Origin of the sequence: Escherichia sp. E2586 (assembly GCF_005781105.1) — a bacterium.
Taxonomy (GTDB): Bacteria; Pseudomonadota; Gammaproteobacteria; order Enterobacterales; family Enterobacteriaceae; genus Escherichia.
Map to the genome: position 1 here is coordinate 503,386 of NZ_VATN01000006.1, position 17,134 is coordinate 520,519.

General features: G+C 52.2%; 11 protein-coding genes. All 11 read right to left on the reverse strand.

Translation table 11 applies throughout. The features are described 5' to 3' along the window. Positions 1-258: 258 nt before the first annotated feature. Positions 259-474 carry a zinc ribbon domain-containing protein gene (locus FEK50_RS07515; protein ID WP_130207487.1) on the reverse strand — a complete coding sequence of 72 codons (216 nt, stop codon included), beginning with the start codon at positions 472-474 and terminating at the stop codon, positions 259-261. A 62-nt stretch (positions 475-536) separates the two neighbouring features. After that, positions 537-2,009 (reverse strand): ribosome biogenesis GTPase Der, encoded by a 1,473-nt coding sequence (gene der, locus FEK50_RS07520; protein ID WP_131162571.1) that lies wholly within the window; start codon positions 2,007-2,009, stop codon positions 537-539. A gap of 117 nt (positions 2,010-2,126) precedes the next feature. Next, positions 2,127-3,305, reverse strand: coding sequence for an outer membrane protein assembly factor BamB (gene bamB / locus FEK50_RS07525; RefSeq protein WP_130207489.1), 1,179 nt, complete (start codon positions 3,303-3,305; stop codon positions 2,127-2,129). Between the two features lie 10 nt (positions 3,306-3,315). Further along, positions 3,316-3,936 carry an ancillary SecYEG translocon subunit YfgM gene (gene yfgM, locus FEK50_RS07530; RefSeq protein WP_130207491.1) on the reverse strand — a complete coding sequence of 207 codons (621 nt, stop codon included), beginning with the start codon at positions 3,934-3,936 and terminating at the stop codon, positions 3,316-3,318. 17 nt (positions 3,937-3,953) lie between these two features. Continuing rightward, a complete protein-coding gene (hisS, locus tag FEK50_RS07535) occupies positions 3,954-5,228 on the reverse strand; it encodes a histidine--tRNA ligase (protein WP_130237914.1) in 1,275 nt (424 codons plus the stop codon). A 110-nt stretch (positions 5,229-5,338) separates the two neighbouring features. Then, positions 5,339-6,457, reverse strand: coding sequence for a flavodoxin-dependent (E)-4-hydroxy-3-methylbut-2-enyl-diphosphate synthase (gene ispG, locus FEK50_RS07540; protein WP_000551807.1), 1,119 nt, complete (start codon positions 6,455-6,457; stop codon positions 5,339-5,341). A 26-nt stretch (positions 6,458-6,483) separates the two neighbouring features. After that, the gene (gene rodZ, locus FEK50_RS07545) at positions 6,484-7,494 is read right to left on the reverse strand and encodes a cytoskeleton protein RodZ (RefSeq protein WP_131162570.1); all 1,011 of its coding nucleotides are present in this window, start codon (positions 7,492-7,494) and stop codon (positions 6,484-6,486) included. Between the two features lie 284 nt (positions 7,495-7,778). Continuing rightward, on the reverse strand, positions 7,779-8,933 hold the full coding sequence (locus FEK50_RS07550; RefSeq protein WP_130207500.1) for a bifunctional tRNA (adenosine(37)-C2)-methyltransferase TrmG/ribosomal RNA large subunit methyltransferase RlmN: 1,155 nt from the start codon (positions 8,931-8,933) through the stop codon (positions 7,779-7,781). 149 nt (positions 8,934-9,082) lie between these two features. Beyond that, positions 9,083-9,514, reverse strand: coding sequence for a nucleoside-diphosphate kinase (ndk, locus tag FEK50_RS07555; protein WP_000963835.1), 432 nt, complete (start codon positions 9,512-9,514; stop codon positions 9,083-9,085). Positions 9,515-9,662: 148 nt separating this feature from the next. After that, positions 9,663-11,975 (reverse strand): peptidoglycan glycosyltransferase PbpC, encoded by a 2,313-nt coding sequence (gene pbpC, locus FEK50_RS07560; protein ID WP_131162569.1) that lies wholly within the window; start codon positions 11,973-11,975, stop codon positions 9,663-9,665. Then, a complete protein-coding gene (gene yfhM, locus FEK50_RS07565; RefSeq protein WP_131162568.1) occupies positions 11,976-16,934 on the reverse strand; it encodes an alpha2-macroglobulin in 4,959 nt (1,652 codons plus the stop codon). It abuts the gene before it with no gap. Positions 16,935-17,134: the final 200 nt, after the last annotated feature.

The following is a 17,134-nucleotide window of genomic DNA, read 5'->3' on the forward strand; positions in this document are numbered from 1 at the left end:
CAGCACCGGAGATAAATATTAGTGTTATATAGCGGATCCATTGCAACATGTTTTTCCCTGTGGGAATTTAATTCTAAAATAATGTCTAACATTGTATTCCAGATAACGCAGCAACTGCACACCAGAAGTGCTAAACATAGTCTTAAAGTTATAACAATGAGACTTTGCTCATTTTTAATTAGCCATTTATCTAATAGAGAAGAGATTATAATATTTATATTAGGAATATATAATGCGAAATTATATATTCCAGTGATATTAAGCAATGACAAATTCAATACGGGTTTTAGAAATTAAACCGTGACCATGCTGGCAGAAATAATCCACCGCACCACACGCTTTTAACACCTGTAACGGTTGGTGGCAGTCAGGGCAAAGTGCCTGAACGATGAAATCTTTGTCGCAAGTTACGCAGTGAGCCGTCTCGCCTTGACGTTCGAGAGGTTTTTGGCAGATTGGGCAGCTGAGTTCCATAAATGATCCTCACATTTTCATGAGTTTCCCTTTCCATATGGAAAGGGAAACCAGATAAGTAATTACTTACTTTTCTTGATATGCTTCATCAGGCGCTTACGCTTACGCATCTGGGTCGGCGTCAGGGTGTTACGCTTGTTCGCATATGGGTTTTCCCCTTCTTTGAACTGAATACGAATCGGCGTACCCATCACATCCAGAGACTTGCGGAAGTAGTTCATCAGATAACGCTTGTAGGAATCCGGCAGGTCTTTTACCTGGTTACCGTGAATCACCACAATCGGCGGGTTATAACCACCGGCGTGGGCATATTTCAGCTTCACGCGACGCCCGCGTACCAGTGGCGGCTGGTGATCTTCAACAGCCATGGTCATGATTCGTGTCAGCATAGACGTACCCACGCGACGGGTAGAGCTGTCATATGCTTCACGCACTGATTCAAACAGGTTACCAACACCACTGCCGTGCAATGCAGAGATAAAGTGCACGCGAGCAAAATCAATAAAGCCCAGACGGAAGTCCAGCGTCTCTTTCACCTGCTCTTTCACTTCCTGGCTCAGGCCATCCCACTTGTTCACCACAATCACAAGTGAGCGCCCACTATTGAGAATAAAGCCCAGCAGAGAGAGATCCTGATCGGAAATACCTTCGCGTGCATCAATGACCAGCATCACCACGTTGGCATCTTCAATTGCCTGCAACGTTTTGGTTACTGAGAACTTCTCTACCGCATCGGTGATTTTGCCGCGTTTACGTACGCCTGCGGTGTCAATGAGTACATACTCACGTCCGTCACGTTCCATTGGAATGTAGATACTGTCACGTGTTGTGCCTGGCATGTCGTAAACCACAACGCGTTCTTCACCGAGAATACGGTTAGTGAGCGTAGACTTACCGACGTTCGGACGCCCCACAATCGCCAGTTTGATCGGCAGACTTTGCGGGTCGAAGTCGTCTTCCTCTTCTTCTTCGCCGTTCTCTTGCGCTTCAAATTGCGCCCAGTATTCTGCGTCTTCGTCCACTTCTTCTTGCGGCGCGAGATCTTCCATCCACGGCAGAAGGACGTGCTCCAGCAGGCTTAATACACCACGACCATGAGACGCGGCAATTGGGTAGATTTCGCCTAAACCGAGCGAATAGAAATCAACAACTGCCTGGTCTGGATCTAAACCATCAGTTTTGTTTGCCACCAGGAAGGTAGGTTTTTCTCGGGAGCGCAGGTGCTTGGCAATAGCTTCATCTGCCGGCATCAGGCCAGCACGCGCATCAACCATAAACAGTACAACGTCTGCTTCTTCAATCGCCAGTAGCGACTGTTCCGCCATGCGGGTTTCAACACCGTCTTCCGTACCGTCAATACCGCCGGTATCAATACAGATAAACTCGCGGCCTTCAATTTCTGCACGACCGTACTTACGGTCACGAGTCAGACCCGGGAAATCCGCAACCAGCGCATCTCGGGTGCGAGTTAGACGGTTAAATAACGTGGATTTTCCTACGTTAGGGCGCCCGACAAGCGCGACCACAGGTACCATGTTTAAAGCCTCATTTTTATATATCATCAGACAACGATCGCTTTTTTTGCGTCGTTGTTAAAAACAGGAAAACGGCCCCTGTCCAGGAGCCGTTTTCAAAGTGAACGACAGAGACGATTAACGTGTAATGGAGTACACAGTCCCGTCTTTTGCCTGGATCAGCAGTTTGCCATCAGCGGCAACCGGTTCGGTCTGGAAACCGGAGCTATCAACTTTTTGCTGGGCAACGAAACGACCATCTTCGACGTTAATCCAGTGCAGATAGCCTTCACTGTCACCCACCACCAGGTTGCCATTATACAGCACCGGAGAAGTCAGCAGGCGATGCAACAGATCGCTTTGCGTCCACAGCGTAACGCCGCCATCAATGGTCAACGCCATCACCCGGTCATTTTGATCGACCAGATAGATGCGGTTGCCGTCGACGATGAAATCATTCACCGAACCCAGTTCACGTTTCCACATAATCTGACCGCTGCGCAGATCAAGCGCCGTCAGGTTACCATTATAGGCCAGTGCAAAAACAACGCCGTTAATGATTACCGGAGTTGTGTCAACATCGCTCAGACGGTCGATTTCAGTAGAGCCGGTCGCCTGAGAGATGCGCTGTTGCCAAATCATCTGGCCCTGTTGCATCAGTACTGCACTGACACGGCCATTATCACCACCAACAACTGCTGCGCCAAACGCTGTGGCTGGCGCAGATTCGCCACGCAAAGAGAGCGAAGGCATATCAAGGTTAACTGTCCATTTAACAGCACCGTCTGCTTCGTTCAGCGCTTGCAACTGACCATTACTGGTGTGGATAAGTACCAGACCATCGCTAACCACCGGGCGAGAAAGTGCTTCACCTGCGACTTTAGTTTGCCATGCTACAGTACCATCGCTGGTATTCAGCGCGTAAACCTGCGCCTTTTCGCTGCCAATGTAAACGTGACCACCTGCTACGGTCACGCCGCCAGAAAGCAATGCCGGCTCTTTAGACAACCAGCCATCTTTCTCAGCCAGACTGACAGACCAGATTTCTTTGCCGTCATCCGCATTCATCGCTTTTACTAAACCAGCGCGGTCTGCTGCATAGACAACGTTGTCCGCCAGCGCCGGATGAAGATTAGAATAGAAGTTGCCAATGCCGCTACCAACAGAGGTGCTCCACGCCGTGGTCGGCGTAAACTGGTTTTCAACGGTCGGCAATGGGGACATCTTTACCACATCTTCTTCGCTGTTAAACAGCGAACAGCCGCTTAAAAGAGTAACGGAAAGCAGTCCTGGCAGCAGTAATTTACGCAATTGCATCGGGTCCCTCTCAGATGGACAAATTATTAATTTTCATCTGCATCATTTCGCTCAGTGCCGGGGTAGCATCGCTTTTCACGCCTGCTTCCCATGCACTACGCGCACCTTGCTTATCACCTTTGCTCAGCAATGCTTCACCACGCAGGTCGGCAACAATGGCAGCCCACCCTTCACCTTTAATGGTTTCAAGGGTTTTCAGCGCGGCATCAGCCTGCTTGAGCTGCACCTGAACTCGGGCAAGACGCAGATTTATCACGGCTTTGAGATTTTCATCGCTCGTGTCCGCCAACCCCTGTTGCAATTGGGCGGCAGCTTTCTCTAGTTCATTTTTGTCAACAAATTGCTGCGCAAGTTCCAAAGAAGCCAGCGCGCCATAAGTATTTTTATTTTCAGCAGCGAATTTTTCCGCCGCCGGAATGCTGTCTGGTTTGCCTTCGCTAACTGCGGTAACCGCATTTTGATAGGCAAGAGAAGTGGAGCGTGCGGAATCAACCTGATGGCTGTTCCAGTAGCGCCAGCCAATCAGTGCGCCAACGCCCAAAATCACCCCAACAGCCAGTGCTTTGCCATTTTCAGCAAAAAAGCGTTTAACCGCTTCAACCTGGTCGTTTTCGTTCTCGTAAATTTCCACGCTGTCCTTCTCCTTCCTTAACCCAGTAACGTGCGCAAATGCGCGGCTACGCTATCCTGCGCAACTGCCGTTTGCTCACCAGAGCGCAAATCCTTCACTACTGCCGTGCCGTTAGCCACTTCGGACTCACCCAGCACCACAGCAACGCGTGCGCCCCATTTATCAGCACGGGCAAACTGTTTCTTAAAGTTGCCGCCGCCGTGGTTGGTCATCAATTTCACACCCGGTAATTCATCACGTAGACGCTCAGCTAATGCCAGCGCCGCAGATTGTGTATCGGCGCCTGAAGCCACCAGGTATATATCGACAACGGGATCGGCTTTAAATTCCGGATTAACTGCCTGAACTAACAACACAAGACGTTCGAGGCCCATCGCAAAACCTACTGCCGGTGTTGCACGGCCACCCAGCTGTTCCACCAGACCGTCATAACGACCGCCTGCGCACACGGTTCCCTGGGAACCGAGACTGTTAGTCACCCATTCGAAAACGGTACGATTGTAGTAATCCAGACCACGCACCAAACGCTGGTTGACGGTGTAGGCAATACCTGCGCTCTCCAGCAGTTTGCACAGACCAGCAAAATGCTCGCGAGACTCCTCGTCAAGATAATCGCCTAACGCCGGAGCGTCATTGAGTAACGCCTGCACTTCCGGATTTTTGGAATCCAGCACGCGCAGCGGGTTGGTGTACATGCGGCGTTTGCAGTCTTCGTCCAGCTTTTCTTTATGCTGTTCGAGGAATGCCACTAAAGCGTCGCGGTAGTTCGCTCGCGCTTCCAGTGAACCGATTGAGTTCAGTTCGAGGGTAACGTGTTCAGAGATACCCAGCGCACGCCACCAGCGAGCAGTAAGCATGATCAGTTCGGCGTCAATATCCGGACCTTGCAGACCGAAGACTTCACAACCTAGCTGATGAAATTGACGATAACGGCCTTTTTGCGGACGCTCATGGCGGAACATCGGCCCGATATACCACAGACGCTGTTCCTGATTGTACAGAAGACCATGCTCGATGCCGGCGCGTACACAGCCCGCCGTCCCTTCAGGACGCAAAGTCAGGCTGTCGCCATTGCGATCCTCAAAGGTATACATCTCTTTTTCAACCACGTCGGTGACTTCACCAATCGCACGTTTGAATAGCGGGGTCTGCTCTACAATCGGCAAGCGGATTTCACTGTAACCGTAGCTGCCGAGCACGTTTTTCAGTGTGCCTTCAATGCGCTGCCAAATGGCCGTTTCGCCAGGCAGGTAATCGTTCATGCCGCGAATGGCTTGAATGTTTTTTGCCACGTTTATTCTCTTTCTGAATATAAAAATGAACCCTCAACGCTTCCGTCAATGTTTCGGGAGCTATGCGGGTTCAATCATACACGGGAAGCGAGGCGCTTCCCATCACGTTATTATTTTTCAACCTGCTGAACGTCAATTCGACGCGCTTCGTCCAGCTGACTGGCTTTCGCACGAATGCGCGCTTCCAGCTGGTCGATCATGTCATTGTTGTCCAGACGGTCTTTGCGCACGCCATCTTCATAAAGGCCGCTTTTCTTATTGCCGCCCGTGACGCCGAGTGTAGAAACCAGTGCCTCGCCAGGGCCATTCACCACGCAACCAATGATCGAAACGTCCATCGGGGTAATGATATCTTCCAGACGCTGCTCAAGTGCGTTAACCGTACCAATGACGTCAAACTCCTGACGAGAACAGGTCGGGCAGGCAATGAAGTTGATCCCGCGCGAACGGATTCGCAGCGATTTAAGGATATCGAAACCGACTTTGATCTCTTCAACCGGATCGGCAGCCAGCGAAACGCGCAGCGTGTCACCAATACCTTCAGACAGCAACAGACCTAAACCGATGGCAGATTTCACCGCCCCACTGCGTGCGCCGCCGGCTTCGGTGATCCCAAGATGCAGCGGCTGATCGATCTGTTTTGCCAGCAGACGATACGATTCTACTGCCAGGAAAACGTCTGACGCTTTGACACTGACTTTAAACTGATCGAAGTTCAGACGATCAAGATGATCAACATGGCGCATGGCGGACTCAAGCAACGCCTGCGGCGTCGGTTCGCCATACTTTTCTTGCAGATCTTTTTCCAGCGATCCCGCGTTAACGCCAATACGGATCGGAATGTTTTTATCGCGCGCACAGTCAACCACCATGCGAATACGCTCTTCATTACCGATATTGCCTGGGTTAATGCGCAGGCAGTCGACGCCGTATTCCGCCACTTTCAGCGCAATGCGATAGTCAAAGTGGATGTCGGCCACCAGCGGTACGTTAACCTGCTGTTTGATGAGTTTGAACGCTTCTGCCGCGTCCATCGTCGGTACTGAAACACGAACGATATCGGCACCAACACGTTCCAGCGCCTTGATTTGATTGACCGTCGCTTCGACGTCCGTCGTGCGCGTATTAGTCATGGACTGTACGGCGATGGGAGCTCCATCGCCAATCGGCACATTCCCAACGTAAATACGTGTTGATTTTCTACGTTGAATTGGAGCCTGGTTATGCATGCAAAATCTCCCGCGTTACCCGTCTGTTACTGCGCCGGTGATTGTTCGGCATTTAGGGTCAGACGCGCAACCTGGTTAGTTCTGATAAAACGACTCAGATCGACAGGTTTCCCTTGATACTGGATCTGTACTGCGGCCGGCGCACCAATTTTCAGTTTATACGGTGCCTGGCCGGTTAAATTCAAATTACCGTCTTTACGCTGCATCCCGCTGAACAGTTTTTTACCGGTAGCATCAGTGACTTCCAGCCAGCAATCGGCAGTAAAGTTCATCACCAGTGCATTCGGGTTAGCCGCCGGCGTAGTCACGCCTGCCTGATCGGTTGGCAGTGGTGCTGTGTCATCTGACGTCGTTGCCGTTGGCGCGGTCGTAGCAGTGGTATCCACATTCGCCTGCGAAGGCGGAACAACTGCGTTCTGCTGTGGTTCAACGGCAGGTGCTGGCGTGGTCACGTCTGACGTTTGCGTGTTTGCAGCGGTAGTATCCGCAGGTGCTGACGTCGTGGTGGAGTCACTCTGACTAGCGTTTGAGGAGGTATCTAACGGCACGCTCTGCGCCTGGCCGCTATTACCGTTCAGTTCCGCTGTGGTCTGATCGGCCATAGTCGTGATCTCTTCCTGCTGGGCTTTGTGATCTTGCCACCACCAGGCACCGCTCAGTCCAATCACCACGAATAACACCAGCCAGGTGAAGGTCATCAGCCAGCCATCGCGTTTTTTACGTCGCTTGCCGAGAGAGAAACTCTGCATAGGCGCAACTTTTGCGGCCCGTAACGGAGCCTGTTTTTCCAGCCCCGGCAGCAGTTCTTCTTCCGGAATATGCACCAGTCGTGCATAAGACCGGATATACCCGCGCAGGAATGTTGATGCAAGGTCGGCTGGCGCCTTATCCTCTTCAATATCGCGTACCGTGGAAACCTTCAGACAAAGTCGTTCGGCAACGGCTTGCTGGCTAAGTCCAAGTTGTTCGCGGGCATTACGCAAGCGAGCGCCGGTAGTAAGTGCTTCATTTTGGTCGTGCGTGGCTTCAGTATTCATTCGCTGCAGGTACGTTTAAATGAGAATTGAGATGCCGGTGAGCCATCATGCTCACCCACACCGCGAGACATCCATTAAGTTAACCTTTATCATACAGTATAAGACTGTCTGTGTGCTCATGACAAAGCCCACATGAATCAAAGCTAACTCACTGTTGCATCGTTACATACTGCCTTAAAGTCAGCAAAAACGCACCGTTAATATTGATCAGACAATTGCAACTTAATGCTATATTCATAAAAGATTACGCCACGGTACAAAAAGTAACCGTGGCGCAAGAGACATCAAACCGTTTTCACGTCGATGGCTTCACCCTGCATCCGTTTGCGCAGGGTACGTTTAGTGCGGTCGATAACCTCGCCCGCTAATTGCCCGCAGGCTGCGTCGATATCATCCCCACGCGTTTTACGCACGATGGTTGTGAATCCATAGCTCATCAACACTTTTGAGAAGCGATCGATACGACTGTTCGAACTGCGGCCATACGGCGCGCCCGGGAACGGGTTCCACGGAATCAGGTTGATCTTACACGGCGTATCTTTCAGCAGCTCCGCCAGTTGATGCGCGTGCTCTGTACCGTCGTTAACATGGTCAAGCATCACGTATTCAATGGTGACGCGGCCCTGATTGGCATTGGACTTTTCCAGATAGCGGCGTACCGCAGCGAGGAAAGTTTCGATATTGTACTTTTTGTTGATCGGTACAATTTCGTCACGAATTTCGTCGTTCGGCGCGTGCAGAGAGATTGCCAGCGCAACGTCAATCATATCGCCCAGTTTATCCAGTGCCGGAACAACACCCGATGTAGAGAGCGTCACGCGACGTTTAGACAAGCCAAAGCCAAAATCGTCGAGCATGATTTCCATCGCCGGAACGACATTGTTCAGGTTGAGCAGCGGTTCGCCCATGCCCATCATCACTACGTTAGTGATCGGGCGCTGACCGGTGACTTTTGCTGCGCCGACGATTTTCGCCGCACGCCACACCTGGCCGATAATTTCCGACACCCGCAGGTTACGGTTGAAACCTTGCTGGGCAGTGGAACAAAATTTACACTCCAGCGCACAGCCGACCTGCGAGGAGACGCAAAGTGTGGCGCGGTCGTCTTCCGGAATGTACACCGTTTCAACGCGCTGATCGCCCACGGCAATTGCCCATTTAATGGTGCCGTCAGATGAACGCTGTTCTTCAACCACTTCCGGTGCGCGGATCTCCGCCACCTCTTTCAGCTTGCCACGCAACACTTTGTTGATGTCGGTCATCTCATCAAAGTTGTCGCAGCAATAGTGATACATCCACTTCATCACCTGATCGGCGCGGAAGGGTTTTTCACCCAAATCTTTAAAAAACTCCCGCATCTGCTGACGGTTGAGATCCAGCAGGTTGATTTTTCCATCTTTCGTGGTGACGTTTTCAGGTGTGACTAATTGTTCAGACATATGCTATTCCGGCCTCGTTATTACACGTTATGGCCCCTGGAGGGTTGAAAAAAGAAACGCCCCGGTGAGCGACTGCTCGTCCGGGGGCGCTGCATTGTACAAATTCTGGCGCATGGATGCCACGTTTGCACGCGGCATTTACGAAAATATTAACGTGTGCGCGGACACACTTCGCCTTCACCGAAGAAGAAGGCGATTTCGCGAGCGGCAGATTCTACGGAATCAGAACCGTGGGTACCGTTTTCGGTCAGGCTGTCAGCATAATCAGCACGCAGAGTACCGGCCAGTGCGTTTGCCGGGTTGGTCGCGCCCAGCAGATCGCGGTGACGCTGAACGGCGTTTTCACCTTCCAGTACGGAAACCACGATCGGGCCAGAGGTCATGAACTCAACCAGACCATCAAAGAACGGTTTTCCATCGTGTTCAGCATAAAAGCCACGAGCCTGTTCAACGGTCAGGTGCAGCATTTTGGTGCCGACAATTTTGAATCCAGCAGCTTCAAAGCGCGCAAAGATATTACCAATAACGTTTTTTGCTACCGCGTTCGGTTTGATGATGGAAAAAGTACGTTCAATAGCCATTTTTACCTCTGTAAATTATTCTGTTGTTGTCTGTACCAGCGTACGAGATGGCGCGGATTATAATGAGCTACAGGGCCGTTGACTATTGATGAAGGTAACATTTTTTTAAAATAAACCGAGTTTAAGCAACAAAATCTGACAAAACAGACTACTGCATGGCAAATCTCACCGTCGCGACCTGTCCCATTTCATCCATCACCAGTAACTGATAATCACCTTTTTCACTCAAACGCAACGTAATGTTACGCCCACGTTCAGTTAACGGCGCACCATTAAGAAACCACCATCGTTCACCTGTGCCACCCGTGGTTTGCACAGGCAAAGAAGCATCAGCAGTGCCAGGTAAACGTTTAATAATCGCGCCATCGCGAACGCCTGTCAGCTGCAGCGGGAGCTGGGCATCGTGACCGTACGGCGGGCAACTTGTTGATGCCGATGGCAGGCGTGCGGCGCGGCGCTCCGATGCAGGCAGCCAGGGTTCCAGCGGTAGCGGCCAGACATTTATCATTTCTTGTCGCGCCTGAGGGCAATCAGCGGCAACACGTTTACCGTTTTCATCCAGCCAGATGGGGAAACGAATGCCATTAATGCCTTCCTGCTCCGGCAGTAACAGAGTTGGCGGCTGGCTCCCGTCCAGCAGCCAGGTTGCCAGGCGGCGGCGACAGTTACCGTCACCTTCCGGCAAAGACTGTCCGCCAGGCCAGCAGATAACGCCACGGCTTACAGAGTCAGGACGCGGGTCTTCCGGCAGATTCGCACTGCGCGACAGTAAGATATTATTGATCTGATTCAACAGCGGTACGGCGCTGGCAAAGCCAAACTGACCGACAACGGGCGTGCCGTCCGGCCTGCCGGTCCAGATACCGACCACATAGCGAGCGTTTATCCCTATTGCCCATGCATCGCGGTAGCCATAACTGGTTCCTGTTTTCCACGCCAGTGGTACGACGCGTGGCAAGGCGCTATCCGGAAGCGGCTGCGCTTCATCTGCCATAATACGGCGGATAATCCACGCGGCCCCCGGCGACATTAACGGTCGCTCAAGTAATGGGTCGCCCGGCTGTAAGCGCAACTTACCCGCCTTACCGTGGCGAGCAAACGCGGTATACGCTGCAGCCATATCTTCCAGTTTTGCACCAGCGCCGCCAAGAATGAGCGAAAGATTGGGCGCAGCACCGTTGGGCAGATACAACGGCAATCCAACATTACGTAATTTTGCCGCAAACCGTTTCGGGCCATAGGCTTCCAGCACCTGCACAGCAGGTAAGTTCAGCGAGCGCACCAGCGCCTCGCTCATGCTGATCGGGCCATGAAAACCGCTGTCAAAGTTACCAGGTCGATAATCACCGGTGCGTCGGGGGACGTCTTGCAACAGCGATGCCGGGTGGATCAAACCTTCATCCAGCGCCAGACCATAAACAAATGGTTTGAGCACCGATCCTGGCGATCGGATCGCATTAACCATATCAACATGACCAAAGCGTGAATCATCGTTGAGATCGACCGATCCTACCCAGCCGCGAACATGCATATCGGTATGATCAACCACGATCATCGCCAGTGAGCTGCGCGCCGGCAATCGTCCTTTCCAGTTTTGCGCCAATTCTTCCAGACGTCGTTGAAGACCTGCATCCAGCGTAGTAACGATTTTGTCGCTTTTACTTTTACCGAGCATCATGCGCGAAAACAGCGGTGCCAATTGCGGCATTTGCCTGGGGGCCAGCCAGATGGGCTCTTCACTAGATTCTTTTACCTGCTCACGGGACCACACTCCTTGCGCAGCCATCCGTTTGAGCACTTTATTACGTGCGGCCTCAGCACGTTCCGGCCAGCGATCCGGGCGCAGTCGGCTGGGCGCTTGCGGTAACACCGCCAACATTGCTGCCTCGGAATAGCTCAAATTTGCAGGCGATTTCCCGAGATAAGCCCAGCTTGCCGCACCGATCCCCTGTAACGTACCGCCAAACGGGGCGCGGTTAAGATACAAGGTCAGAATTTCACGTTTAGACAGGTGCCATTCCAGTTGAAATGCGCGCCAGAGTTGGCGAATTTTACCGCCAAAGGTTTTCGAATGTGGATCAAGCAGGCGAGCTACCTGCATAGTGAGCGTACTGCCGCCGGAGATAACCCGACCAGAAGTAAGATCCTGCCAGGCAGCACGAGCCACCGAGAATGGGTTCACGCCTGGATGCTTCCAGAACCAGCGATCTTCGTAATTGATCAGTGCTTCGAGATAACGCGGAGAAACATCTTCGATGGTTACTGGATAACGCCAGATGCCGTCAGCATCGGCAAAGCGCCAGAGCGGCGTCCCATCCTGCGCCACGACGACGCGCGCGGGGTTAACTTCATGTAGCGGCAGAGGCCAGAGTTTATCTGCCCCCCACGCTGCCAGAATGATAATAAAGGGCGTGACTGCCAGCGTTATCCAGCAGCCACGTTTGGTTAACAGACGAGGCATTTACGGTCTGATAATCAGCAAATCTTCAGTAGCGCCAGTCGCCCGCCATTGGGGAACATACATTGATTCCACCATCGGTTGCGGAACCTGATACGTTCCCGGCGTTACCGCCCGCGCCAGATACACCAGCGTTACCGGCTGATATTCATCTACAGCAACCGCCGCTACAAAGCGATCGTCCCGAAACTCAATATGCTTAATGTTCGCTTGTTGCATTTGATTGAGTAGGTTTTGCACTTCGCTGCCACTTTGCTCCAGGCTGGCGCTGCCGTTAGCCAGGTTCTGGTTTTCCAGTTCCAGGCCCGCTGGCAGTAAATCAACGACCAAAGCATCCGGCACGCTGTCACTGGCTTTTACCTGCAACCAGACCAGCACCAGATCGCCGCTACGCAACGAGTCCAGAGACTTACTCTTACCGTCAGTACCAAGAATATGACGCTCAATTTGCAGCACATTGCTCGCAGGTTGTGGTGCGGATTGCGGATAACCGCTGGCATCCACACGCAGCCATAACGGCTGGTCGCCACGGTTGGTCACCTGCAACGCTGCCAGTTGATCGCTATCCAGATTGCTGTTTTGCGCTTTCTCGCCTGTCAACGGCTCGGCAGACAAAGACGTCTGCGCCTGCCATTTACCCGGTAAATCCTGAAGAGTACGGGCGGCCAGGAACAGCGCGTTACTTTCCTGGGTCGAGAGCCAACGTTCGCCAAATGCCTGCTGTGAAAGGGTGTTAATCAATGCCTGCTGTGCATCAGGCAGTAGCTTGTTCTCTTCAAGTAAAGAGAGCATCAGCGCGTTATCGCGCAGTGGGCTACCGTAATCGCCCAGCCATTTCCGTGCATCGTTACGCGACGTTTTCAGCGCCAGCGCAATCGCTTCTTCACCACGCGTCGCATCACCCATGGTTTTCAGCGCAACGCCAAGTTGCAGCAGCGGTAAACCAGAAGCCGCATCTGCACGACGCTCCCAGATTTCACGTAGCGCACCCAGCGGTGCTTTTTGCTGCCGTGCCAGGACCAGTGCAGCGTAAGACTGAACGGCAAACTTACTGGCTTTAAGATTATCAGCGTACGGAATCGACATCATGCCCGGATCTTGTAAATAGCGCAGCAGACGCTCGTTTCCACGATTAATGGCTTCTGTCGGCACGCTGTAACCCTGTTCACCAGCACGGGTCAGGAAATCCATCACGTAGGCGGTCAGCCAGTACTCTTCGTCACCGTTTTTATCCCACAGGGCAAAGCCGCCGTTATCACGTTGCATTTGCAGCAAACGCGAAATGCCAATATCGACTGCCGCACGGCGTTTATCATCGCTGTCACCTTTTATACCCAACGCCTGCAGTTGGGCTGCATTGGTATAAAGTGACGGAAACAGGCCGCTGGTGGTTTGCTCCAGGCAGCCGTAGGGATATGCTTTTAACTCTTTGATATAACGCGCGATGTTCAGCGGTGGCTTGCCGCTCAACAACAACTGCCCTTCCAGCGTAACAGGCGAGAAGTTTTGCAACCCATCAGCCGGGAGCGCCCATGTTTCACCAGGCTGTAATGCCGTACCGTAATTGACCGTTTGTGCCGGGAATGCCGGACGGACGCCGATTTTCCACTGCTTATGCTGATCGGCAACGGTTTCACCAGGTAACGCTAACCCGCTAATGGTGGCCTGAATTTCACCATCGCCAAACCCCGTCAGAGCACGCACCGGGATAAACAGCGTGGTTCGCACACCTGGCGCTAATTCAACAGGTGCGGGGGAATTACTCACCAGTTCAAGCAAGCCACTGGCGGTCAGAGCAACGTTAAGTTTTTGCGGTTTATCGGTAAGATTAGTGATGTCCAGCGTCAGACGTGAGGTGTCGACGCTAGCCATAAAGCGCGGCATGTTCAGTTCCGCTATCACGGGTGCCGCAACAACCACTTTGCTTTCGTTGCTGCCGAAGTCATCGGCCGTCCATGCTTGCGCCATGACGCGCAATTCACCGTTAAAATCGCCAATCGGCAATGTAACCGTGCCTTCGCCCTGTTCGTTGAGCGTTACCGGCAGCGCCTGTTGCGCGACAATATTGACGTGATTTACTGGCGGTTTGCCACCGCGTTTCAGTTCATCACCATCGCCACCAAAGCGCAGTGCAGCCAGACGCCCCTGACCTTCAATAACCTGACCGTAAATATCGTAAATGTCTGCGCCATAGCGTTTCTGACCAAAGAACGCCTGCCACGGATCTGGCGTGACGTAGTCAGTAATATTCAGCACACCACTATCAACGGCAGACACCAGCACATTCACCTGTTTTGGCTTCTCGCCATTTTTAGTGCTGGCTTTAATTTTCACGGTTAATGGTTGATTGGGACGCATTTTTGATGGTGTTTCCAGCGCCAGATCGAGGCGACGGTTTTCATCACCAAGCGGCAAATGCAACACACCAACCGCGCGTTTTGGCGTCGCGGAGCGAGATTTATCGCCAGGACGCACCACCAGAGTACTCAAATAAAGATCATGACGATTCCAGGTTTTATCGACCGGAATCGTCAGATCCAGCCCTTGAGCCGGAACATCAATCTCTTGCCACCACAGCGGCCCTTCACTGGACTCGACCATCGCATAACCTTTACCCGCCGTTGGCGCGGCGATATGCAACTTAATGGTGTCGCCCGGGCGATAACTGGCCTTATCCAGTTTCAGCGTGACACGGTCCGGACGCACTGCGCCGCTACCGTCGCTATTATCCTGCCAGCTATATCCGGCCCAAAAACGCACGCTACTGACCGCTTCATTCGGCGCTTTGACTTCCAGACGATAAGCGCCCCACTCTACCGGAAAACTTACCTTGCCGGTTTCATCCGCTTTCAGATCCAGCGTTTGCTCATTTTCGATCAGATCTTTTTGATCGAACTGTGACTTCCAGCCTTCATCTTCCGACCAGTTCCAGTAGTAATCGCGACGTTCGCGAATCAGTCGCACCTGCAAGCCCGACACTGCTTTTTTCACGCCCTGCGCATCGCTATAAACGATATCAAAAACAGCGTTACTGTCTTCATCAACAATGGGCTGTTTTACCATGCTGTCAGTACGATAATCGTAAACTGATTTTGAAGAGAACTGCGGACGGATCCCTGGCAGCACATCGGCAGGCCAGATAGCCTGTTCAGCGCGGCGCGTCACCGGGCGACCGCCCGATTCCAGCAAACTCCCCTGGAAAATAACCTGTAATGGGGAATGTACTTCCTTCCACTGGCTTTCAGTGGAAACTTCGCCGCGTCCTTTATCATCCAGCGTCAGCTGGACTTCATCCAGCGTGCGCGAAAGGTTTTCGGCAGCAATATCACCAAATTCGAAACCAGGCAATGCAGAAACCGCTTCACGCAGCGGTCGCAGGAAAAGCTGTCCCTGCAAGGTATTGCCATTAGCGGGCGCACCGTACAGGTAGTACCCCACCACGGAGAACTTCACTTCATCTTTTGGCGTTAATGGCGTTTTCTCGCCGGTCAGATTCAACGCCATGCGCTCCGGCATAAAATCTTCGACGTGGAAATCCCACATCCGATACTGGTTATCCCCAGTGTTGGCTCGGATATGCCACATTCCAGTTGCCGCAGTGCTATCCAGCGGCCAGGTAAAGTGGTAGAGGCCATTTTCCGGCTGGCTAACAACACTACGCAGTACCTGCCCGTCAGGTTTAATCACGTCCAGTTTGATGGGTTGATCCGGCAGAGCTTTACCGTCTGCATCACGCAGTAAGCCGTTGAGGATTACCGTTTCGCCAGGGCGATAAAGATCGCGCGGACCAAACATAAAGAACTGTTTGCTGTAGCCTGGCGCGCCAGCAATGTTAAATTCCGCTAAGTCCAGTGCCGGTAGTTTTAAATCGAGCAGCGTTGTCTGACCGTCTTTACGCGCCAGCAGTAGCGCCGCGTTTTTATCATTTTCCAGCTGTACATGGCCCTGTGAATCACTGGTCGCCTGAGTCAGGGTCTGCCCTTTCTCATTTAATAGCGAGACTTCAATTCCTTGCTGGGCCGCGCCGTTTTCCAGGCTTTGAGTAAAGATATCCAGACGATTGCGATAACGGTGGGCCGATACGCCGATATCACTTAACGTAAATAGCGTGGCTGGATTACTGTAATCGTAATGTCCGGCCTGATTCATTACAGCCAGATACACGCCAGCCTGCTGAAGCGGCTTGATATCGCCCAGCGGCAGCAATAATTTTTCGCGGGTGTTACGCGCAGGATTGAGATCAAACCGCCCGGTATAGACCAAGTCCGCCATCTCCAACAGTTTGTCCGATTGCCAGTTCGCCAGTGAGTTACGATATTCCCACTGGCTAATGAAAGCTGGCAGCGATTCCGGCTTAACACGGAAGAAGTTAACATCGACATTGTTAACGTTGAGCGCCATTACCGGCAGTCCTTCCACGACTTTTCCGGGTAGCAGCGAACCACGGCTGGCAAAGCCGACGCTGGGTTGGATATCGCGGGTGGTGATGGTTTTTTCGTAATCTTTACTGAAGGTTGCGTTATTGAGTGCCTTAACTTCCTTGCCAATAGTGACGATCAAATCACGTTTCGGTTCGAGGTGGCGTAAACGCAGTTCTTTGAGATTATCTGACAACTCCCAGGCGCCATCCACTTTGCCGCTCTTTTTATCGACGACATGAATAACACGAGAGAAGTCCTGATCCGGGTCGAGGGGGACAGAGAAAGTCAGTACCAGCGTGGCTGCGCCATCGAGCTGCACCTCAGAGAGATCCAGCAATGTCAGTGCCTTACCCGCACTCTGTTGTGCCAGTTTTTGTCGCGCCGGCGAGGAGAGTTTCGCAGAAGTCGCATTTGTCGAAGATGACTCTTTAGCAACTTCAGAAGACGTATCTTTTTTCACTGCAGTTGGCGCGTTATCGTTGTTGTCGCACCCTGCCAGCGCCAGCATCAACATACAGGCGGCTAAGCGTAACTTTTTCATCTCTCATCCCTGCCACAATGGCCCGTTAGCAACGTCGAATGATTATTATGCGTGAGAAATGACGTTATGTAATTCACTATCACATCTACAAAATCCGAATTTTAGTGAGAAATGTGGCTCAGGCAGCCAAATCAGCCTCTTTTGCTTGTCGCTTTTCGGCAAACATCCGACAATTTAACTTAACCCCGGCAAAAATGGAG